Annotated in this window: 24 protein-coding genes and 1 pseudogene; 18 read left to right on the top strand and 7 right to left on the bottom strand. The window is 35.6% G+C overall.

Annotation, left to right across the window (positions count from 1 at the left end; all coding sequences use genetic code 11):
- Positions 1–60 precede the first annotated feature (60 nt).
- Positions 61–453, bottom strand: coding sequence for a YueI family protein (locus tag MHH45_RS04945; RefSeq protein ID WP_016132763.1), 393 nt, complete (start codon positions 451–453; stop codon positions 61–63).
- Positions 454–631: 178 nt separating this feature from the next.
- Here MHH45_RS04945 and MHH45_RS04940 point away from each other — a divergent pair, with 178 nt between their 5' ends.
- A complete protein-coding gene (locus MHH45_RS04940) occupies positions 632–1,765 on the top strand; it encodes a BA2291 family sporulation histidine kinase (RefSeq protein WP_088094296.1) in 1,134 nt (377 codons plus the stop codon).
- Between the two features lie 39 nt (positions 1,766–1,804).
- Here MHH45_RS04940 and MHH45_RS04935 read toward each other — a convergent pair whose 3' ends face one another.
- Entirely contained in the window at positions 1,805–2,554 is a 750-nt protein-coding gene (locus MHH45_RS04935) for a DUF4397 domain-containing protein (RefSeq protein WP_016114739.1), read from the bottom strand.
- 434 nt (positions 2,555–2,988) lie between these two features.
- On the opposite strand from MHH45_RS04935, the gene MHH45_RS04930 reads away from it, so the two are divergent.
- Positions 2,989–3,126: a YjcZ family sporulation protein gene (locus tag MHH45_RS04930; RefSeq protein ID WP_016114740.1), complete on the top strand. Its 138-nt coding sequence runs from the start codon at positions 2,989–2,991 to the stop codon at positions 3,124–3,126.
- A gap of 180 nt (positions 3,127–3,306) precedes the next feature.
- On the opposite strand, the gene MHH45_RS04925 is transcribed toward MHH45_RS04930, so the two are convergent.
- Both MHH45_RS04925 and MHH45_RS04920 read right to left on the bottom strand, forming a co-directional pair.
- Positions 3,307–4,410 carry an ABC transporter ATP-binding protein gene (locus tag MHH45_RS04925; protein WP_088094295.1) on the bottom strand — a complete coding sequence of 368 codons (1,104 nt, stop codon included), beginning with the start codon at positions 4,408–4,410 and terminating at the stop codon, positions 3,307–3,309.
- Between the two features lie 103 nt (positions 4,411–4,513).
- Positions 4,514–5,377: a PucR family transcriptional regulator gene (locus MHH45_RS04920; protein WP_016114742.1), complete on the bottom strand. Its 864-nt coding sequence runs from the start codon at positions 5,375–5,377 to the stop codon at positions 4,514–4,516.
- 417 nt (positions 5,378–5,794) lie between these two features.
- Between MHH45_RS04920 and MHH45_RS04915 the strand changes: the two are divergent.
- The 11 genes and pseudogenes from MHH45_RS04915 to MHH45_RS04865 form a co-directional block, all read left to right on the top strand.
- Positions 5,795–6,213 (top strand): annotated as a pseudogene (locus MHH45_RS04915) (ROK family protein); the annotation flags it as partial.
- A 571-nt stretch (positions 6,214–6,784) separates the two neighbouring features.
- Positions 6,785–8,095: an aspartate aminotransferase family protein gene (locus MHH45_RS04910; protein ID WP_016114743.1), complete on the top strand. Its 1,311-nt coding sequence runs from the start codon at positions 6,785–6,787 to the stop codon at positions 8,093–8,095.
- A complete protein-coding gene (atoD, locus tag MHH45_RS04905; protein WP_016114744.1) occupies positions 8,092–8,790 on the top strand; it encodes an acetate CoA-transferase subunit alpha in 699 nt (232 codons plus the stop codon). The genes MHH45_RS04910 and atoD overlap by 4 nt, the downstream gene beginning before the upstream one ends.
- Entirely contained in the window at positions 8,775–9,437 is a 663-nt protein-coding gene (locus MHH45_RS04900) for a CoA transferase subunit B (RefSeq protein ID WP_016114745.1), read from the top strand. Before atoD ends, MHH45_RS04900 begins: the two co-directional genes overlap by 16 nt.
- Before the next feature lie 15 nt (positions 9,438–9,452).
- The gene (locus tag MHH45_RS04895; RefSeq protein WP_016114746.1) at positions 9,453–10,721 is read left to right on the top strand and encodes a peptidase; all 1,269 of its coding nucleotides are present in this window, start codon (positions 9,453–9,455) and stop codon (positions 10,719–10,721) included.
- Complete coding sequence (gene ablB / locus MHH45_RS04890; RefSeq protein ID WP_077294324.1) at positions 10,718–11,572, top strand: putative beta-lysine N-acetyltransferase; 855 nt, start codon at positions 10,718–10,720, stop codon at positions 11,570–11,572. The genes MHH45_RS04895 and ablB overlap by 4 nt, the downstream gene beginning before the upstream one ends.
- Positions 11,573–11,792: 220 nt before the next feature.
- Positions 11,793–13,184 (top strand): sigma-54 interaction domain-containing protein, encoded by a 1,392-nt coding sequence (locus tag MHH45_RS04885; protein WP_016114748.1) that lies wholly within the window; start codon positions 11,793–11,795, stop codon positions 13,182–13,184.
- Positions 13,185–13,393: 209 nt separating this feature from the next.
- Entirely contained in the window at positions 13,394–14,812 is a 1,419-nt protein-coding gene (gene ablA, locus MHH45_RS04880) for a lysine 2,3-aminomutase (protein WP_016114750.1), read from the top strand.
- Complete coding sequence (locus MHH45_RS04875) at positions 14,809–15,081, top strand: YokU family protein (RefSeq protein WP_016114751.1); 273 nt, start codon at positions 14,809–14,811, stop codon at positions 15,079–15,081. The genes ablA and MHH45_RS04875 overlap by 4 nt, the downstream gene beginning before the upstream one ends.
- A 72-nt stretch (positions 15,082–15,153) precedes the next feature.
- Complete coding sequence (locus MHH45_RS04870) at positions 15,154–15,369, top strand: YozE family protein (protein WP_016114752.1); 216 nt, start codon at positions 15,154–15,156, stop codon at positions 15,367–15,369.
- A gap of 164 nt (positions 15,370–15,533) precedes the next feature.
- Complete coding sequence (locus MHH45_RS04865) at positions 15,534–16,196, top strand: hypothetical protein (RefSeq protein WP_016114753.1); 663 nt, start codon at positions 15,534–15,536, stop codon at positions 16,194–16,196.
- Here the strand turns inward: MHH45_RS04865 and MHH45_RS04860 are convergent, their stop codons facing one another.
- Entirely contained in the window at positions 16,197–16,352 is a 156-nt protein-coding gene (locus tag MHH45_RS04860) for a DUF3930 family protein (protein ID WP_016114754.1), read from the bottom strand.
- A gap of 158 nt (positions 16,353–16,510) precedes the next feature.
- On the opposite strand from MHH45_RS04860, the gene MHH45_RS04855 reads away from it, so the two are divergent.
- The 5 genes from MHH45_RS04855 (at position 16,511) to MHH45_RS04835 (ending at position 19,282) form a co-directional block, all read left to right on the top strand.
- Complete coding sequence (locus MHH45_RS04855; RefSeq protein ID WP_003197525.1) at positions 16,511–16,690, top strand: YozD family protein; 180 nt, start codon at positions 16,511–16,513, stop codon at positions 16,688–16,690.
- A gap of 124 nt (positions 16,691–16,814) precedes the next feature.
- Complete coding sequence (locus MHH45_RS04850; protein ID WP_016114755.1) at positions 16,815–17,006, top strand: hypothetical protein; 192 nt, start codon at positions 16,815–16,817, stop codon at positions 17,004–17,006.
- The gene (locus tag MHH45_RS04845) at positions 17,006–17,827 is read left to right on the top strand and encodes a serine/threonine protein kinase (RefSeq protein WP_016132764.1); all 822 of its coding nucleotides are present in this window, start codon (positions 17,006–17,008) and stop codon (positions 17,825–17,827) included. The genes MHH45_RS04850 and MHH45_RS04845 overlap by 1 nt, the downstream gene beginning before the upstream one ends.
- Positions 17,809–18,564: a sporulation protein gene (locus tag MHH45_RS04840; protein WP_016114757.1), complete on the top strand. Its 756-nt coding sequence runs from the start codon at positions 17,809–17,811 to the stop codon at positions 18,562–18,564. The genes MHH45_RS04845 and MHH45_RS04840 overlap by 19 nt, the downstream gene beginning before the upstream one ends.
- A gap of 82 nt (positions 18,565–18,646) precedes the next feature.
- Positions 18,647–19,282 (top strand): phosphatase PAP2 family protein, encoded by a 636-nt coding sequence (locus MHH45_RS04835; RefSeq protein ID WP_016114758.1) that lies wholly within the window; start codon positions 18,647–18,649, stop codon positions 19,280–19,282.
- Here MHH45_RS04835 and MHH45_RS04830 read toward each other — a convergent pair.
- Complete coding sequence (locus MHH45_RS04830) at positions 19,269–20,150, bottom strand: cation diffusion facilitator family transporter (protein ID WP_016114759.1); 882 nt, start codon at positions 20,148–20,150, stop codon at positions 19,269–19,271. The two genes, MHH45_RS04835 and MHH45_RS04830, sit on opposite strands and share 14 nt — an antisense overlap.
- Before the next feature lie 599 nt (positions 20,151–20,749).
- Positions 20,750–21,064, bottom strand: coding sequence for a thioredoxin family protein (locus MHH45_RS04825; RefSeq protein WP_016114761.1), 315 nt, complete (start codon positions 21,062–21,064; stop codon positions 20,750–20,752).
- Positions 21,065–21,145 lie beyond the last annotated feature (81 nt).

Below are 21,145 nucleotides of genomic sequence, written 5' to 3'. Positions count from 1 at the left end.
AGGAGCAAGGAACTGCCTGTAAAAGCCCGATTGGTGATGGAGGTGTCACATTATCGTGTATTATTTCATCTCTTGTTTAAAAATCGTATCTTCAACATAAACTTGTTCTTTATCTACCGCTGTGTTATGCGCAAGAACTAAACCAATTGGTGTTTGTGTACCTTTATTTTGAACGATTGTAAAAGGTACATTTTTTTCGTTTGCTAATTTAATGTATTTTGATAAATGTGGGTAAGAGATGCTGCCGTTTACATATAGTTGTAATGATTGAGAAGTGCGCATGCTATTAGCTACTTCTGTGTAAACATTGCTTTGCATCACTTGACCGATTGTTAAAGCGATTTCCACACGCTCACGCAATGTGCCTAAGTACATATTGCGTTCTTCTGGTTTGTTTTGCTTTTGGCCATGAATGCCTTCTTGGAGATAATCTTCCACATTTTTATTTACCATATTTTTCACACCTTTCATATCTTATTGTACGCAAGAAATGAAAAGGATGCAAAAAAAGTCATTTCAAATACCATATTCAAATTAATTTTATCAACAGAAATTAACAAAATGTGACAACAATCTCTTAACGAAACGTATTTTTTGTGTTAATATTCAAAATATATAGGGTATTCGTCGCATGGAAATGGAGGGAATGGGGGTTTTTCCAATCGATAAGGATATTAAAGAAGTATTTTGTTCGCACTTGCAAAACAACGGGCACCAATTCGTAGAGAACTGGAAAAACAAAATGATAATTTCCGAGAAAGATCCATTTAAGCAAGAAGTAGCTCAGAATGGAGAGGATCTATTAGAGTTAATCATTGAACTTATTATGGAAAATAAGGATGTAGCTCCTCTACAGCCGTTATGTGAAAAAATTGCAATTGAGCGAGCAGGAGCGGACGCTAATATTGGAGATTTTGTCTATAACGCGAATGTAGGAAGAAATGAACTATTTGAAGCAATGTGCGAATTAGATGTTAAAGCTCGTGAATTAAAACCAATTATAACAAAAATACATACTTGTTTTGACAAATTAATTTATTATACGGTTTTAAAATATTCGGAAATTATATCGAGAAATTTAGAAGAAAAACAGCAATATATAAATGAAACACATAAAGAAAGATTGACGATTTTAGGACAAATGTCAGCTAGTTTTGTTCACGAGTTTCGAAATCCATTAACCTCCATTATGGGGTTTGTGAAATTATTGAAATTAGATCATCCGAATTTATCATATTTAGATATTATTTTACATGAATTGGACCAATTAAACTTTCGTATTTCGCAATTTTTACTTGTTTCAAAAAAAGAAATGTGGAATGAGTCTGAACGATTTTGGCTAAATGATTTGTTTCATGATATTATTCATTTCTTATATCCAAGTCTAGTTAATGCAAATGTTTCAATTGAAAAGATTTTACCGTATCCTATCTCATTTGTAGGATACCGTAGTGAAGTGAGACAAGTTTTTTTAAATATTTTAATGAACTCAATCGATGCTCTCGAAGTGATTAAAGAAGATCGTAAAATTATTATCGATACATGTGAAGAGGAAGAAAGGATTCATATTGTTATTAAAAATAATGGACCGATGATTCCGGCAGAAAGTATTGAAACGATTTTTGAACCATTTGTCACGACTAAGAAATTAGGAACTGGCATCGGTTTGTTTGTATGTAAACAAATTGTTGAAAAGCATAATGGATCGATTACGTGTCGCTCTGATTCAGAATGGACAGAATTTCATATTTTATTTCAAAAATAAAGAGAAAAAAATCTACACCAAGAGAATGGTGTAGATTTTTTAATTTGTAAGAACCACGGCTTCTAATTTTGGGGATTGATTAGAATAGCCTACTAATGCAAATGTGTAAATTGTATTTGGTTCTACTTTTACATTAGGGATGGTTACAAGTATATTTTTTGTATCGGCAAGAGAAATTTCAATATCAGCTGTTCCAGGGCTTACCTGTAAATAATCTGTTACTTGTTTAAATAAGACATTTTCGAATAAATAGTCGCCACCTTTTATGGATACATGAACAGCAGGGGTATCAGAGGAAAAATGTAAAAATCTTATTTTTGCTTGACCAGATTGCAAAGGAGTATTATCAAGCATTGGTTGTAATTGTATATGTGTATCGGTACCAATTGCTGCAAGTGTATAAGAGTGGTTACCCATCATGGGAACAAGTGCTGAAAAAATAGGTGTTTCATTACCGACTGGAACGATATCAACCCGGTACTGCCCTTGAGTTAAGGATAAATAAGGACTGTGTTGCTTAAAAGAAATGTTTTTAATTACCTTTTGTCCGTTAACTAAAAAATCAATAACTGGTGTATGAGGGGATGCGTGGAATATTCTCATATAGGATGGCAATGTTGCTTCTTGAGAGCCGCGTTTTTCATACACATGTACAAGTTTGGTAATCGCACTATGATATTTCATATATAATTCCATATATTTTTTGGGATTTGTATATTGATAGTAACGGGCAAGTTGTTCATACAGGGCTGCTTCTTGTCCATATTTTTCAATTTCAGATTGAGCCATGTAAAATTCCTCCTTTGTCATCACTATAACTATATGCATCTCGGAAAAGGGCTTATGCAAAAAATGCTTCAAAATATAAAAAGGATAATAGATAGTTTATCCCGCATTAACGGGCGGGCAGTAAGACTCCCACCTCAAGATTCAGGGAGAAACAAGGAAGGTAGGTAGGGGATCAACTGCCTGTAAAAGCCCGATTGGTGAGGGCTAATAATCAGTGGGGGATGAAGGAACCCGCACTGATTAAAGTTTAACTGTATTTAATGCCACAAATTTTATACATATACAAGTTGCTCGATCTGGTGCAAACTATAAAATCGTTAGCGGAGTTATGGATTTTTTAATTTATAGGCAAACGCACATACAAAGTGGGAGTTGTCCCACATAATTTATTAAGGAAAATTAATTTTTAAGTAGCGGAGGGAGTGGAGCAAATCATGTGGGGTTACGGATATCCTAGTAGTTATTGCGGATATGGTTATGGCGGCGGAGGGTGCGGTACAGGTTCTGGATTTGCGTTGATCGTTGTATTGTTTATTTTACTAATTATCATCGGGGCATGTTTGGTTCGTTAATAACTGATAAAGAGCGTCATGCTGAACTGGTTAATATAGTTAATCGGTTCTTTCTTTTTTATTTTAACAGTACTCCAACAGAAGCCCCCTTCCTCAAGCAGCAACACTCTATGAAACAGGAAGCCCCTTCTTCAAACGACTCGTAAGAGTGTTAAAGAGGGGGCATTCACTCAAGTATGTCTATTCATTACGTATACGTTGTTCTGTATCAATATCGAAAAAGTGCGCTTTAGTTAAACTAAAAGCTAACGGAAGTTTATCGGTAGCTTTAATTTCTGAACGAGCGTTGATTCGTGCAACAAAGTTTTGGCTCGCAAGTTTTCCATGAATCATCGTTTCAGCACCTAATAATTCAGCGACATCAACTGTAATTTCGACAGTTGATTCAGGAGAAGATTGAAGAACAATTGGTTCATCATGAATGTCTTCAGGACGAATACCGAGTATGATTTCTTTTCCATTATATTCTTTTTTCTTTAATGCTTTTAGTTGGCCATCTGGTACTTTGAAACGAATATTTTCTATATGAAAATAGTTATCTTGTAATGTTCCGGTAAAGAAATTCATAGCTGGAGAACCAATGAATCCGCCAACAAAAATGTTTTTAGGAGCATCGTATACTTCTTTTGGCGTACCAACTTGCTGGATGACACCATCTTTCATAACAACAAGGCGTGATGCCATTGTCATTGCTTCTGTTTGATCATGTGTCACATATATAGTGGTCGTGTTTAAACGGCGATGAAGTTTAGAGATTTCAGAGCGCATACTTACGCGTAATTTTGCGTCTAAATTGGATAGAGGCTCGTCCATTAAAAACACTTTTGCGTCGCGAACGATAGCTCTTCCTAGCGCAACACGTTGGCGTTGTCCACCTGATAATGCCTTTGGTTTTCGTTTTAAGTAATCTTCAAGTCCTAAGATTTTCGCAGCCTCTGTTACGCGGCGATTAATTTCATCTTTTGGAAATTTGCGTAGTTTCAAGCCAAACGCCATATTATCATAAACAGACATATGTGGGTATAGTGCGTAATTTTGAAATACCATCGCAATGTCGCGATCTTTTGGAGCGACATCATTCATACGTTCTCCATCAATATAAAATGAACCATCAGAAATGTCTTCTAGACCCGCAATCATACGTAGAGTTGTTGATTTTCCACATCCAGAAGGACCGACAAATACGATAAACTCTTTATCTTCAATATGTAAATTAAAATCAGAAACAGCAGTCGTTTTATTATCATAAACTTTAAAAATATGATCTAATACGAGTTCTGCCACAATTACTCACTCCTTATTCTTTGAATTAATAGAATTATAAGATTTTTTAGAAGATAGGTAAATTGGCAGATTGCACAAAAAAATGAGAGGTTTTTATGCAAGTTTACGAGATATCTAAAGAAAGAAATGCCATGTAAACTGCTACAGCGCCTTCAAATGTTTTGATATTAATTCCTGTTTTTTCAATGAATCTATCAATTCGATACTGCAAGGTATTGCGATGCAAATATAATTGTTTCGCTGCAAGTGATACATTTAAATTACATTGGAAGAATACTCTAACACTATCGATTAGTTCTTTGTCATTTGAAATGTGTGCTAACAATTGATTTGTATATTTTTCTCTTTCTTCTTTTGGTAATGAGATCATTAATTGGTAAGGGAGTAGGTGTTCAATGTGTATAATCTTTTTTGATAAATAGGGAGAAAGAAAAGAAAATAATGCTCGTTCCCATTGATACAAACGAGAAATTCCATTTGTTTCGGTATAGTGTCTGCCAATAAAAAAGGATAGAGATATAAAAAAATCTGTTTCTAATGTATCAAGGGCTGTTTGTAATATAGATTCCGATATATCTTCTTCTAAGATGAGAACGCCGGCTTGAGAAGTCTCCCATATCGTTGTAGTGGCGAAAGAAAACATGGACTGTAAAGCATCTTGAAATTCTTCTCTTTCTACTATAGAGTGATTTGTGAAAAAATGTAAAAAACGAACGGATGCGATAGGAATATCTTTATTTTGATATAACGCTTCATACCAAGACTTTTCTTTTTCTGTTGCATAAAATGTATCAGTATGAATGGGCGTTAAGATTGATGAAAGTAATTGACGTTCCCTTTGGTGTAAGCGAGATTTGCGAATCCCTACTTTGTTTCCTTCAACTAAAAACCAGCTATACTCCTCAGACAATACTGTTTCATTAACCGTTATATCTTTACCGTAATATGTTTTTAATTGTTGAATCATAGGAACACTCCTTTTCCTTTCCTTTTTCTGAGATAAAGTGAAACTTTCATTTAGCCAGACCAATTGATTTTTTTGTGGGCAATTATCCCACATGCCTATCTTTCTCATTTGTACGGACTTTAAGGTAGGGAGAATTTTATTAGTAATTAACCTTCATCGATCAGATTTTTACGGGAAGAATCAATTTGATAAAAATAATCTTTCTCTTGCAGGTAATTCCATTCATGGTTTTTATTGCGCAATAAATAGAATTATATTGTTAAGCTATGAATAAAAATGTTTGGAAAATTTTATAAAAAATTCAGAAAATGTATTACGAAAGAAAAAGTTGTAATGGTATACTTCATAACAACTGGTAATGACAACATGATATCATGATTTAACTTATTATTTATATAATCAATATATCATGAAAAAGAATGTAGTTGCGGTGGAAAAGGATGTTACGAACGATATGCATCGACTTCTGCACTTATTCGCCAATATAAAGAAGCATCTCAATTACAAGGAATAGATATAGACACAATAACAGGGGAAGAAATTATAGAACGCATAAATAGCGGAGAGCAATTAGCTAAAGATGTATATGAACAGTTTTTACAGTATGTCATTACTGGATTAGTGAATATTACACATATGTTTAATCCTGAATTAATTATTATTGGGGGTGGGATCGCTGAACAAGGTGAATCATTTTTGAAACAAATTCAAGAAAGGTTTCAACACGCGGTGATGAACAGCTATCAAAAAAAACGAATATTGTTCTAGCAGCGTTACACAATGATGCTGGTGTGTATGGAGCTTGTTATTTAGGGTTGAATCGCTGGGAGAGTTAGATAGATTAAGGTGCTACGTAAGAGGAGAAACCTCGTACAGAGGATTAGCACATTTGTTTTTTCTCAGTAAAAAATATTTTGTAAAATGCAATAAAAGTATGTTTTTTAATAGGAATAAGTAGATGTCGAAAATTTAAAAAATAAATTATATGAAAGAAACCCCCTATGATTGAGTAATCATAGGAGGTTTCTTTTTGAAGGATTTGTCTAAATTTGTTGAAAAATATGACAGATAAACAAAATAAATAGGAAGGAAATTGACGGGAGTTTCGTCGAAGTTTACACAATGTCAGCAATTGAGCGAAGCTGATGGTATGGTGAAAAAATAATTAGGTAGTATGTTTTTTAGGCTTATTTTTTATAGGAGGGAGGATTTTTTTAAGAGGGGTAAAGGGTTTGGTCTTTTATTATATTTCTAAATTTTTATTTTCATTTTGATTTTTAGCACTCATTTGTATATTTTATAATAGTTTTTTGATAAATTCACTGCGTTTGCAGAGGATTCTTTTTTATGAAAGAAACGTCAATTTTCTTCATATATATATACAAATTGGAGAAATGGGGGAGCGCTATGCGCGATTACTTAATTAAGCCACTTGTTGGTCAGCCGTATCCGATGATTTCACATGGAAAAGGTGTGTATTTGTATGATCAAAATGGTAATAAATATTTTGATGGTTCGTCAGGAGCGATTACGGCAGGTATCGGACATGGCGTAACGGAGATTGCGGAAGTGATTAAAAAGCAGGCAGAGGAGATTGCTTTTGTGTATCGCTCACAATTTACGAGTGAGCCAGCTGAGAAGTTAGCAAAGAAGTTAAGTGATTTAAGTGTAGGAGATTTGAACTGGAGTTTTTTCGTGAATAGTGGTACAGAAGCGAATGAAACGGCTATGAAAATTGCGATTCAACATTTTCAAGAGCGCGGTATTCAAGGGAAACATAAAATTTTGTCACGCTGGATGAGTTATCACGGTATTACGATGGGAGCTTTATCAATGTCAGGGCATCCACTTCGTCGTCAGCGATTTGTGTCTATTTTAGAAGATTATCCAACTGTACCTGCACCGTATTGTTTCCGTTGTCCGGTGCAGAAGGTATATCCGACATGTCAGCTTTCTTGTGCGACTGAGTTAGAACGAGCAATTGATCGAATTGGTGCAGAACATATTGCGGCTTTTATAGCTGAACCGATTATTGGTGCGGCAGGCGGTGCGGTTGTACCACCGAAAGAATATTATAAGGTAATTAAAGATATTTGCAGCCATTATGATATTTTATTTATTGCCGATGAGGTGATGACAGGCCTTGGGCGTACAGGGGCATGGTTTGCGATGGAACACTGGGGCGTGGAGCCGGACATCATGACGTTAGGAAAGGGACTAGGTGCTGGTTATACACCGATGGCCGCGACGGTTGTGAGTGACCGTGTGATGGAACCGATTTTACGAGGATCGCGATCAGTTATGAGTGGGCATACGCTAAGTGCTAACCCGTTATCAGCCGCGACAGCTTTAGCGGTTATTGAATATATGGAGAAACATAACTTACCTGAAAAAACAGCTGAAAAAGGAGAATATTTAATAAAAGGATTGCAGAAAGTTCAGCAGCAATCGACAATTATTGCCGATGTGCGCGGAAAAGGACTCCTGATCGGAGTAGAATTGCAATCGTTTACAAAAGCGTCTGAGCTCATTTCAGTCGCGGCGAAAAACGGACTTCTTTTATATCAAGCTGTATCAGGGCAGGCAGGAAAAGAGGATAGTGCGCTGCTTGTTGCACCGCCGATGACAACTACATATTCTGAATTAGATGAGTTACTTGAGATTTTTGCGAAAAGTGTGGAAGAGATGATGCAAAAAGGAGGGCACAGTATCGTATGACAACCATTACAAATACATTTGGTAAATTAAAAGAAATTGAAGAGATTATGTCGTTGTTTCATGATGATATGACGTTAATGTTTGGAGGGTTTGGCGGAATTGGATCCCCTCCATCATTAATACAGGCTATTGCACAAAAAGGAATTAAAAATTTACATTTAATCGGAAATGATACGGGATTTCCAGATGTAGGAATTGGCCGCCTGGTAACAAATGAGCGAGTGAAATCATTAATTACTTCTCATATTGGTTCAAATCCAAATGCAGGAAGACAGTTAAATGAAGGACGATTACGGATTGAGTTTTCGCCTCAGGGAACGCTAGCAGAGCGAATTCGTGCAGGTGGAATGGGATTAGGCGGAATTCTTGTCGATGTTGGTATGGATACGATTGTAGAGGAAGGAAAACGAACAGTCGAAATGAACGGGAAAACATATTTAGTGGAAACGGCTTTAACTGCAGAGGTATCGATTGTATATGCGAAGAAGGCGGATCCGTTTGGCAATCTTGTGTTTGATAAAAGTGCTCGCAATATGAATCCACACGTTGCGATGGCTGGAGATATTACAATTGTTGAGGCAGAAGAAATCGTACCGCTTGGAAGTTTAGATCCTGAGGAAATTGTTGTTCCAGGTGTTTTTGTAAATTATATTGTGCCGTCGGAAGGAGTGAATTGGAAATGGGTATGGGAGTAGAAATACGAGATAAGATAGCAAGGCGTGCTGCGAAAGAAATTCAAAATGGAATGATTGTAAATTTAGGGATTGGTATCCCTTCTCTTGTACCTAACCATTTGCCTGAAGATATAGATGTTATGTTCCAGGCGGAAAACGGTATCGTTGGAATGGGCCCAACGCCAAGTAAAGGAAATGAAGATGAAAACTTGTGTAATGCGGCCGGATTGCCGACGTCACTCATTACAGGAGCAAGTTATTTTGACAGTTGCACGGCATTTGGAATGATTCGAAAAGGGTTGCTTGATGTAACAATACTTGGTTCACTGCAAGTAAGTGAAAAAGGTGATTTAGCAAATTGGATTGTTCCCGGGAAGCGTGTTCCTGGTATTGGCGGAGCGATGGATTTAGCGCAAAAAGCAAAGCGGGTCGTTGTTGTGATGAATCACGTTGATAAGTATGGAAATGCAAAAATTGTTTCAGAATGTACGCTTCCATTAACGTCGAAAAGGTGCGTGGATTTAATTATTACAGATATGGCTGTAATGGAAGTTACTTCTGAAGGTTTAATACTCCAAGAGTTAATGAGCCCTTATACAGTAGAGGATGTAAAACGAAATACGGAGGCATCTTTTCATGTGAGTTCTAATTTACTTGTGATTGAATGAGAGGAGCTAACAAATATGGAGCAATTAAAAAAACAAGTGTGTGATTATATTGAAAGTCATGAAGGAGAAAGTGTAAAGCTCTTAAAACGATTAATTCAAGAAAAAAGTGTATCTGGAGATGAGAGCGGCGCGCAAGCAATTGTCATTGAAAAACTACGTGAATTAGGTTTAGATCTCGATATTTGGGAGCCTTCTTTTACAAAAATGAAAGATCATCCTTATTTTGTATCTCCAAGAACGAATTTTTCAGATAGCCCAAATATTGTTGCGACGTTAAAAGGAAGCGGCGATGGAAAATCAATGATTTTAAATGGACATATCGATGTTGTACCAGAAGGTGATGTGAATCAGTGGGAACACCATCCATATAGTGGTGAAAAAGTAGGGAATCGCATATATGGTCGTGGAACAACCGATATGAAGGGCGGCAATGTGGCGCTTATGCTGGCAATCGAAGCGATTGTAGAACTGGGTATTGAATTAAAAGGAGATATTTATTTTCAAAGTGTAATAGAAGAGGAGAGCGGTGGAGCAGGTACTTTAGCAGCAATTTTACGAGGGTATAAGGCAGATGGGGTTATCATTCCAGAACCAACAAATATGAAGTTTTTCCCGAAACAACAAGGTTCAATGTGGTTTCGCTTGCATGTGAAAGGAAAAGCAGCACATGGCGGGACTCGTTATGAAGGAGTAAGTGCAATTGAAAAGAGCGTGTTTGTTGTTGAACATTTGAGACAATTAGAACAGGAAAGAAATGAACGGATTACAGACCCGTTATATAAAGAAATTCCAATCCCTGTTCCAATCAATGTTGGGAAAATTGAAGGTGGTAGCTGGCCAAGCTCCGTACCAGATTCGTTGATTTTAGAAGGAAGATGTGGAGTTGCACCGAATGAGACTATGGAGGCGGTAAAAGAAGAATTTGAAAATTGGATAGGGCAATTAAAGAATGTAGATCCATGGTTCGAAGAATATCCAGTAGAGGTAGAATGGTTTGGGGCAAGGTGGGTCCCAGGTGAATTAGATGAGGAGCATGCGCTCATTACAACGCTTCAAGATAATTTTGCTCAAATTGAAGGGGGAAGTCCAATTATAGAAGCATCACCATGGGGCACAGATGGTGGTTTATTTACACAAATCGCAGAAATCCCAACTATTATATTCGGACCAGGAGAGACAAAGGTAGCCCACTATCCAAATGAATACATTGAAGTGGATAAAATGATTGCCGCAGCAAAAATTATTGCATGTACATTACTAGACTGGTGTGAGGTGAAAAAATGAACTATTATGAATCATTCAGAGAACAGACAAACTACTATACTATAGAAGGAGTGCTAGATTATTTTAATAAACGTATTCGGGTAGATCATTATACAGGAAATGTAGAAAGTCTTATACGAAAAATAGAAGAGTTAGCAGAGAAGCATTCTTTCACCAAATGCATTATAAAAGGAAAGGGAGAGCATGTTTCGACGTGGCTCTCTTTTGGCTTTTTATTAGAAGCGACGATTCCACATTATTTTCAAGGACATGATGCGTACTTTTTCGTAAAATATCGTGATGATGAAAGACGAAATAGTATCCAGTGGATTGATGAGGACCGCATTATAGATGGTGTGAGAGAAAAGGAAGTAAAGGAGAAACAAGTTCCAGAGAAATTTGTACTACGAAAAGCGACAGAGGCAGACGCAGAAGAATTGGCAAGTGTATTTGGAAAAGTGTTTGAAATTTATCCGACACCGTTAAATGAAGCAGACTATATTGTTCAGACGATGAAAGAAGATACGATTTATTATGTGTATGAATCAGAGGGGCGTATTATTAGTACTGCTTCAGCAGAAATGAATGTGAAAGAAGGTAACGCAGAATTAACGAATTGTGCAACTTTACCTGAATATCGAAAGCATGGATTTATGAAAAGTTTACTCATTAAGTTAGAAGAAGAACTACAAGAGAGAGCAATCTTTTGTTCTTACACAATCGCACGTTCGCTTTCGTTTGGCATGAATGCAGCTTTTCATCAGCTAGGATATACATACACAGGAAGGCTAGCAAATAATTGTTATATTTTTGATAAATTAGAAGATATGAATGTATGGGTAAAAGATTTATCCCGCATGAATGGGGAGTAAGATCTTTACTTGAAAGTTTAGAATACCGGATTGTTGCGGGCTAATCATCAGTGGGGGATGAAGCCCCCGCTGATTAGAGTTGCACTTTATTACTTGTTGGCGGGAAAGTAATGATATGAGATAAATAGAAAAGTAGAACGGAATCGCAATGCTTATAATCGCGCACAGGGGTGCCGGAAATTCGGCATATAAATTGCTGGATTTTTAGCAAGAGGGGGGAATGACATTGCTGGCAGTTTCGACACAAGAAGTCATTGAAGCGATTTTGGGCAGTATTGATGAAGCGATTCATGCTGTGGATGAGAATGGTATTACAATTTTTTATAATACTGTTGCTGCAAAACATGACGGATCAAAGATTGAGAATGTATTGGGTAAGCATTTATTAGAAGCATTCCCATCTTTATCAAGGGAAACGAGTACACTTATGAAAGTTTTAAATACAAAAAAGCCGATTTTACATCAAGTGCAGCGTTATCAAAATTTAAATGGTGAAGATGTTTGTACTGTAAATACCACATTACCTATTTTTATAGAAGGTGAAATTGCAGGTGCTGTTGAAATCGCAAAAGATTACTCGACGATTCAAAAATTAACGGATACAATTGTTGATTTACAATCGAAAATGAAACGATCCTCTAGGAAGAAGATAACAAAAAAACACGTTGCTTTTAATACAATCGTGACGAATGATTCCCGCTTTAAACAAACAAAAGATTTGGCGCAAAAGGTAGCTCCAACAAATGCGAACGTTTTAATATACGGGGAAACAGGAACAGGAAAGGAACTATTTGTACAAGCGATTCATGAGGCTTCAAACCGTAAAAACAAACCGTTTATTGCCCAGAATTGTGCAGCTCTTCCAGAGTCCTTACTAGAAAGTCTATTATTTGGGACAACTAAAGGGAGTTATACTGGAGCTATTGAACGTGCGGGGCTATTTGAACTTGCAGATGGAGGGACATTATTTTTAGATGAATTAAATTCGATGCCTCTTGATCTGCAGGCGAAAATGCTACGTGCATTAGAAGATGGAGTAATTCGTCGCATCGGTGATAGTAAGACGAGAAAAGTAGATGTTCGCGTGATTACGGCGATGAATCAACCTCCAGAAGTATGTTTACGTGAAAATAAAATTCGTACCGATTTATATTATCGTTTAAATGTATTTTCTTTATATATTCCACCGCTTCGTGAACGAAAAGAAGATGTATTATTGTTAGCATCCTACTTTTTAAGAGACTATAATAAAGAATATAAAAAACAGGTGCTTCATATAGATGGTGAGACGAAAGAAAGGTTGTTAGCATATCATTGGCCCGGAAATGTAAGAGAGCTAAAACATACGGTGGAACATGCTGTAATTATTGCAGAAGGAAGTTCATTAACGGTTAGTTGTTTACCACGAACATTTCGAAAAGAAGTAGATTCAAAGAAACAGAAGAAAAGCATCCTTCCGCTACGTGAAGCACTTCATCAAACAGAAAAAGAATTAATTGATCAAGCGCTAATGGAAACAGATGGGAATATTTTGCAAGCTGCTAAATTACTAGGTATTCCAAGGCAAACATTGCAATATAAATTAAATAAGTATGACAAAACCGCCGAATAATCGGCGGTTTTTGTGTGTTTGCACCAATAAAAGAGCGTTTACATATACAGAAAGTAATGAATATTGTATTGAATAGGGAGCCATTTAAAATAAGAGAAAATATTTTTCCTTATATAATAGGGTATTTTTCGTCATCACTTATTGAAAATGTAGAGTTGGCATAATTATTGCTTATATAAATGGTGAGCGTAAAAAAAGGGGGAATAGCAATGTTACATGATGTATACAAACCAAATCGTCACTGGAAAGATATCGAATTATGGAAAGATGTTACAGAAGAGCAATGGAATGATTGGGTTTGGCAATTAACGAATACGATTAAAACGTTAGATGATTTAAAGAAAGTAATTAATTTAACACCAGATGAAGAAGAAGGTGTTAAAATTTCAACGAAAACGATTCCGTTAAATATTACACCGTACTATGCTTCTCTTATGAATCCTGATGATCCACGCTGTCCGATTCGGATGCAATCTGTACCGATTTCGGAAGAATTATATAAAACAAAGTATGATTTAGAAGATCCGCTTCATGAAGATGAGGATTCACCAGTTCCAGGTTTAACACATCGTTATCCAGACCGCGTTTTATTTCTAGTAACAAATCAATGTTCTATGTACTGTCGTTATTGTACACGTCGTCGTTTTAGTGGACAAATTGGAATGGGTGTTCCGAAAAAACAATTAGATGATGCAATTGCTTATATTCGTGAAACGCCACAAGTACGAGACGTTTTAATTTCTGGTGGGGATGGTCTTCTTATTAATGATAAAATCTTAGAATACGTATTAAAGAATTTACGCGCAATTCCGCATGTGGAAATTATTCGTATCGGAACGAGAGCGCCAGTTGTATTCCCGCAACGTATTACAGAAAATCTATGTAATATTATTAAAAAATATCATCCAGTGTGGTTAAATACACACTTTAACACTTCCATTGAAATCACGGAAGAGTCTAAACTAGCATGTGAAATGCTTGCAAATGCAGGTGTTCCAATTGGAAACCAAGCGGTTATTTTAGCAGGTATTAATGATAGCGTTCCGATTATGAAAAAACTGATGCACGATTTAGTAAAAATTCGTGTTCGTCCGTATTACATTTATCAATGTGATTTATCAGAAGGTATCGGTCATTTCCGCGCTCCGGTTTCAAAAGGATTAGAAATTATTGAAGGGTTACGTGGACATACGTCTGGTTATGCGGTCCCAACGTTCGTTGTAGATGCACCAGGAGGCGGCGGGAAAATTGCGCTTCAGCCAAATTATTTAATTTCACAAAGCGCAGATAAAGTTGTTCTTCGTAACTTTGAAGGTGTTATTACAACATATCCAGAACCAGAAAACTATGTACCAGGAAGAGCGGAAGGTTACTTTAAAGAGATTTATCCAACATATGAAGAGAAACGTTCGGATATTGGTGTAGCAGGATTGATGAGTGATAAGAAATTTAATCTTGTTCCGGATGATTTACAACGTATGAATCGTCGGAAAGATTATGAAACAAATGAAACACATTCTTCTTTAAAAGATAAACGAGATAAGCGTGATCAGTTAAAAGATAAAAAGTATCAAGCTCAAATGTCGAAGTTAGAAGATGGCGAAAAAGCTGAGGGTGACGCAGTATGAATTGTATGTGGTGTGACAGTACAGAAGCAAGAGATAGTCTGAATACTGTATATTGGGAATTGCCAGATGGTACAAAAGCCATTGAAATTCAAAAGACACCATGTATTTCTTGTTCATCATGTGGAATGGACTATCAGCCTGATCATGTTGTAAAAGAAATAGAAGATCAGTTGTTTTTAATTTATACAAAAGATTTACCAAAACAATTGACATATGAAGAATTAATGGAACGTCCACGTCTCCTAAAGAGAAATTATTTCGACTTTTAACCAGCGATTATGCTGGTTTTTTTCTTTTTACCCTTGTATAATGTATCCAAGTTAGAAAGGTAGGGAATATTTTTGAAAAAGTCATTTTATCACTATATGATGAAGCATCGTGCGTCTTTAATCAGAAATGAAATATCAGATTTAGCTGAAGCTATGTACGATGATTTAAGTTTTCCGAAGCAATCAGAAGATTACGATGAAATTAGTTCGTATTTAGAATTAAGTGGATTACTAGGCAGTATGTCTATTTTTGATGAGGCGTGGGAGCTATACATACAAGAAAGATAACGATTAAACATATACAAATATATCTGTATTGGTACATCACTCTATAAAAAGTGATGTATTTTTTTATTGAAAATTTTTTTGAATATAAGCTGATATGATAAGCGTTTTTCTGCCGTTTGCATATACTGGTATCAAAATCACGACTTTAAAAAGGAGAGATATAAATGGCAAGAAAAAAACAACCTAAATATAATGTAGGAGATATAGTCGTGATTACGCTATATGGAACCGTTGGTAAAATTACAAATATGAAAATATTAGATGGTGTTTATGTATATGAAGTTAATAATCATGATGGATATTACGTGGAACAAACACTTCAACATGTCACGGAACAAGAAATGAAAAAAGGTGAAACAGAATGGATTGAATTACACTATCATTTTACGTTCGGTGATCTTGTGCAAGTTACGGGATATGATAAAGATGTTTTTCGTATCGTTGGGTTTCGCACAGAGGTGTGGCGGTATAAAAATGATGCCTGGGAAGATACAATATATGAATTATCAAGAATTACAGATGGTGAGTGGTTAGAGGCTGATGAATCAGATTTAACTTTGCTTGCGAATGCACAAACTGCTAATGCAATCTTGAAAAAAATGAAACAAGATAAAGCCGGAATGAATAAATTAGATTTAGGAAAATTGAAGTCAATAAACAACTCAAAAAAGGTGAGTATTAAAACGAGTAGACAAGAAATTATTGATGGATTATTAGATATTTACAATGACTATCAATTATTATACGAAACATTTCAAGATGAAGAATATAAAATTGTTATGGATGTCGTCCATAATTATTTAGTTAAATTAACAGAGAAAAAATAGTTAGAAAGCAAGAAGAAATTGAACAAAAATATATATTGTGTACGGTATACCTACAATAGTTAAAAAAATAATAAGCCCTTTAATGATAGAGTCTGCCCATTTATCTTCATGCATGAACTCTTCTTTTCTTTGCTCTACTTCATATTGGTATTCCATTCGTATTTCCCCCTTCAAATAGCTTGTACTACATCGTATGTTGCAAGGTGAAAGGATATGACAGACAAGTATGATATGGAAAAGAAAATCTATTTTTCTAATCTCGTATACATAATTTTGAAATTTCTTCATAAAACAGAAATAAAGGGGTGATGCTCATGAAGGAAATTGAAGTCGTAATTGATACGGAAGAAATTGCGGAGTTTTTTTATGAGCAACTAATTGAGAGAGGGTATGTACCAAAGCGAGAAGAGATTGAAGATCTCGCTGATATTACATTTGAGTATTTACTAGAAAAATGTATGATTGATGAAGTGTTTGATGAGGATGAAGGGTGAAAGTAACGACGGGATCTACTCGTCGTTTTTTACATTTCAAAATTCTTTCTTTACAAACTTGTCACAAACATAAAACGTAATTATTGATATAATAAAAAGAAAATTTTAAACAAGAGGTGAAGGGATGTTCAAAAAAATTATTGATTCTTTACTAGGAAAGAAGAATAAATATCGTTCCTACTCAAGTAGTGATTATCGTCATAGAGGTCGTTCGTATTCAAGTAGTGATTATAACAAGAGGAGAAATTCTCATGGCTATGGACATCAGCATTATAAAAGAAAGCGTAAAAGCCGCAGCTTTTTTTCAAGTAGTTGATGAAATGGCGTGATATACTCGCTTGGTTTGATAGACCGCTGCGTATGGATACAATTGTCTCGCAGCGCTATAAAATTGAATCAGTAATTGGAATGGGCAGCTATGGCTTTACATATATCGTTTATGATTTGCAAACGAAAGAAAAAAGGGTTTTGAAACAGTTAAGACAAAGTAAGCAAAAATATATGTCAGGTAGAAGGTCATTCGCACAGGAGCAAGCGATTTTAGAGCAGTTAAATCATCCGGCAATACCGCGCTTATATGACGGCTTTATATGGAAAAAACAGCCGTTTTTTGTAATGGAGTACATGCCAGGTAAGAATTTTGAAGACTTCATTTTCAAAGATGGACATGTATATGAAGAGCGTGAGGTTTTTCAGATTTTATATAAAGTACTTGAGCCAGTTTCTTATTTTCATAGTAAAGGTATTATTCACCGAGACTTACGAATTCCTAACATTTTAATAAAAGAGGGGCAGATTAGTATTATCGATTTTGGATTAGCCAGATTTATAGAAGAAATCGATGAACGAGCATCTACCTATGAAGGAGAACAAGCCTATATGCGAGAAATTCACTATCGTAGTGATTTTTATGCGCTAGGCCACTTTACATTATTTTTATTATACTCTGGCTATGAATCTACTGCAAAAGAAGAAAGGCCATGGTATGAAGAGTTACAGCTAATGAAAGAAAACTGTGAGATTATTATGCGAATGCTACGGATGAAGCCTCCTTATTATGAAAATATACAAGAAGTTAGAGAAGATGTACGCCATGTATTAGAAAGGATGGGGGATACATGTTTCAAAAGTTTTTAGCAAGCGTTGGAATAGGAAATGCAAAAGTGGATACAGTTCTTGAGAAAGATGAATATCTAGTAGGAGAAGAAATTGTAGGTGTGGTTCATATTACGGGTGGATCAGTCAATCAACAAATTGAAAGCATTTATTTAACACTATCGACATCGTATATACGAGAGGTAGATGATAAAAAAGTAAGTGCTACATTCGATCTAGAACGAGTACGTTTAACCGAACCTATTGCGATATCTCCAAATGAAAAAGTAGAAATTCCATTTTCATTCTCAATGCCAATTGAAGCGCCACTTACATTTGGAATGAAAACGGTTTGGGTTCATACAGGTCTTGATATTAAGCACAGTATTGACCCGAGTAATCGTGATTACATTCAGGTGCTACCGAATGTGTTATTAAACAGTGTTTTAGATAGCGTAAAACAATTAGGATTTAGGCTTCGTCAAGCGGAGTGTGAAGAATTACCACGTCATTTACGTGCCAATATTCCATTTGCGCAAGAGTTTGAGTTCATTCCAGTTTCCGGACAATATTATGGCAAATTGGATGAATTGGAATTATTAATTTTACCAAGTGCTTATGATCGACTGGATATTGTTATGGAAGTTGATAGAAAAGCACGTGGGTTAGCAGGTTTATTTTCAGAAGCATTAGACTTAGATGAAAGAGTTGTTCGTTTTACTGTAACACGTGAAGACATTCCAACGATGCAGCAAAAAATTAACAGTTATATTTCTTAATAAATGATGCATAAAAAAGAAATGGAGAGGAAAACTAAAACAACCGCTCCATTTCTTATTTTTATATAGTGAGGTTATGTATGTGAAACGATATCGACATGTATACTTGTTAAGTACGTTACTCATTTGTTTTGTCGGATTATCACTTTCGTATCATACCGCTTGTGTTGAGAGATTTGATGATGTTATTTCCAAATTTATTCAAGGTTTTCGGAACGATTATTTGACAGCTTATTTTACCTGGATGTCTTATATTGGTTCAAAAAAAATATATTTTCCATTATTAATCATAGTTGTAATGTACTTTCTCATTCGAAAAAAGTTGTTAAGTGCGTTATTTTTAATCGTTAATTATTATGGATCCCGTTATCTTAACAGCCTCTTAAAATTATGGTACGAACGCCCAAGACCGGATGTCACGCAGCTTGTTACAGCTACAGGGTATAGTTTTCCGAGCGGCCATACGATGAATGCTACAGCATTTTTAGGGTTTATCGCCTATGTAACAATCACAGAACATCGTATTACACTGCATAAAAAGTTGTTGCTTATTTTTATTACATGTTTTGTTATATTTTCTATTTCTGTTAGCCGTGTATATCTCGGTGTCCATTATCCATCCGATATATTAGCGGGTTGGGCAGCGGGTGGAAGTTGGCTTGTTTTATGTATTATGTTTCATCAAGCATTCATCAAAAAAGAACCTATGTCATCATAGGTTCTTTTTGCATAGGTTCAACATGAATATGAGTGTGTAAAATTCCAAATTTTCGTTCTAACATTTCTTCAATTGTATCGGTAATATGATGGCTTTTACTCACGTCCATATGGGCATCTACTTCAATCGTAATATCCACATAGGTTTGGTTTCCATACATACGTGCGCGAATATCAACAATATGTTCAACACCAGAAACGAGTCTGACAGCTTGTGAATATTCCTCCATTTTATCCGGATCAATGCCGTCAGTTAACATATGAGAAGCTTCTGTAAAGATGTCCCACGCAGTTTTGCAAATAATAAGGCCAACGATTAACGCCGCAATTGGATCGAGGATAGACAGGTGGAACTGTGATGCTACAATGCCGACAACTGTACCTATACTCACGAGAGCATCTGATAAATTATCTTTTGCAGCGGCTTCTAATGCTTTACTTTTTGTTCGCTGCGCAATTTTATTATTATATTTGTACACGACGTACATGACGACAGCACAAAATAAGGCAACCCATGCTGCAAGTACATTTGGTGCGGTTTTTTGCGGATTGAAAAACGATTGAATTGCACTTACGATAACTTCTAAACCAACCGTTGCCATAATAAAAGAGGCAACAAGTGAAGCGATTTGTTCTGCACGTGAATGTCCATATGGATGATCTGGATCACGGGGCTTACGAGAAATTTTAAGACCAATTAATACAGCTAAAGAAGCACCAATATCTGTTAAGTTATTTAAACCATCCGCCCGTAATGCACTGGAAAGGGCGATGTAGCTAATTACGATTTTCAGTGATGATAAAAATATGTAGGCGATAATGCTGACAATAGCTCCTTTATCAGCTTCTTTATTAGAAAGTGAATTCATAACGATCACTCACCTTTCTGTTAGGAAATTCTTTCTATTAATAGAGTATCAAACGAAACTCGTGTGGGTCTATACAAACATTGTTGACGCTTTATAGCTTTTTAAGTAGGGGATAACAAAGTTTCGTAAAGGAAAAATATGTTGCAAAGTGCAAAGTGCAAAGGGAGAAAAGGTGAAAATTTCATCGGATTTCCTTTACGATATAAGGAAGGGGGGAGATGCGAAAAATATTATCTGCTTTTTACGATCCTTAGTATCACAGGGTGTAAGTCGTCCAATGAGGAAGCAAGATATTTCTATGCTATCGATATCTATTTCGAAAGGATTTGGCGGTTTAAATGAAGATTATTGTATGAATATTGAATGAAGATGAACAAAAATTAAAGGGGATTAGTAATCTGCTATATGATTTGTTAATTACATATAAAAATGGAGATGTATCTTGGAGATGAAGGAGAAAGAAGTACCCTAATGTATATTGGTCAGGAGGAAATAACCTATTACACTTCTGAAGAAATGACTAAGTAATTACGAAAGAAAATCATTAAAATAGAAAAAGTGCCTCTGAAAGAATATATTTCAGAGGCACTTCTTCTATTTTAGTATGCTTCTAAAAACTCAGTAACTTGCTCTTCTGTTTTTGCGTTCGCACTATGTAAATGACCAAGTTTTTCACCATTTTGATACACTAATAAGCTAGGAATTCCCATTACTTGATACTCTTCTGCAATACTTGGGAACTCATCTTTATTAATAGAATACCATTCGAATTTCTGGAACTCTTCCATTACATCTCCGATAAAGTTGTCCATACGTACACAATCTGGGCACCATGTAGTGAAGAACTTAACTACTACCGGCTCCTCGCTTGCGATAATGTCCTTGAATTCCTTTTCAGACTTGATTTCTTTCATGTTTTTCGCTCCCTTTACAATTGTTTTATTTTGTATTTTTTTAGGTGGTAATTTCATTAAAAAATCGAAACTTCTAACGAA

This window comes from Bacillus sp. FSL K6-0042 (assembly GCF_038006685.1).
In the GTDB taxonomy this organism is placed as follows: Bacteria; Bacillota; Bacilli; order Bacillales; family Bacillaceae_G; genus Bacillus_A; species Bacillus_A pseudomycoides.
Note: the sequence above shows the minus strand (reverse complement) of the source record. Positions and strands in the feature narration are given on the sequence as shown.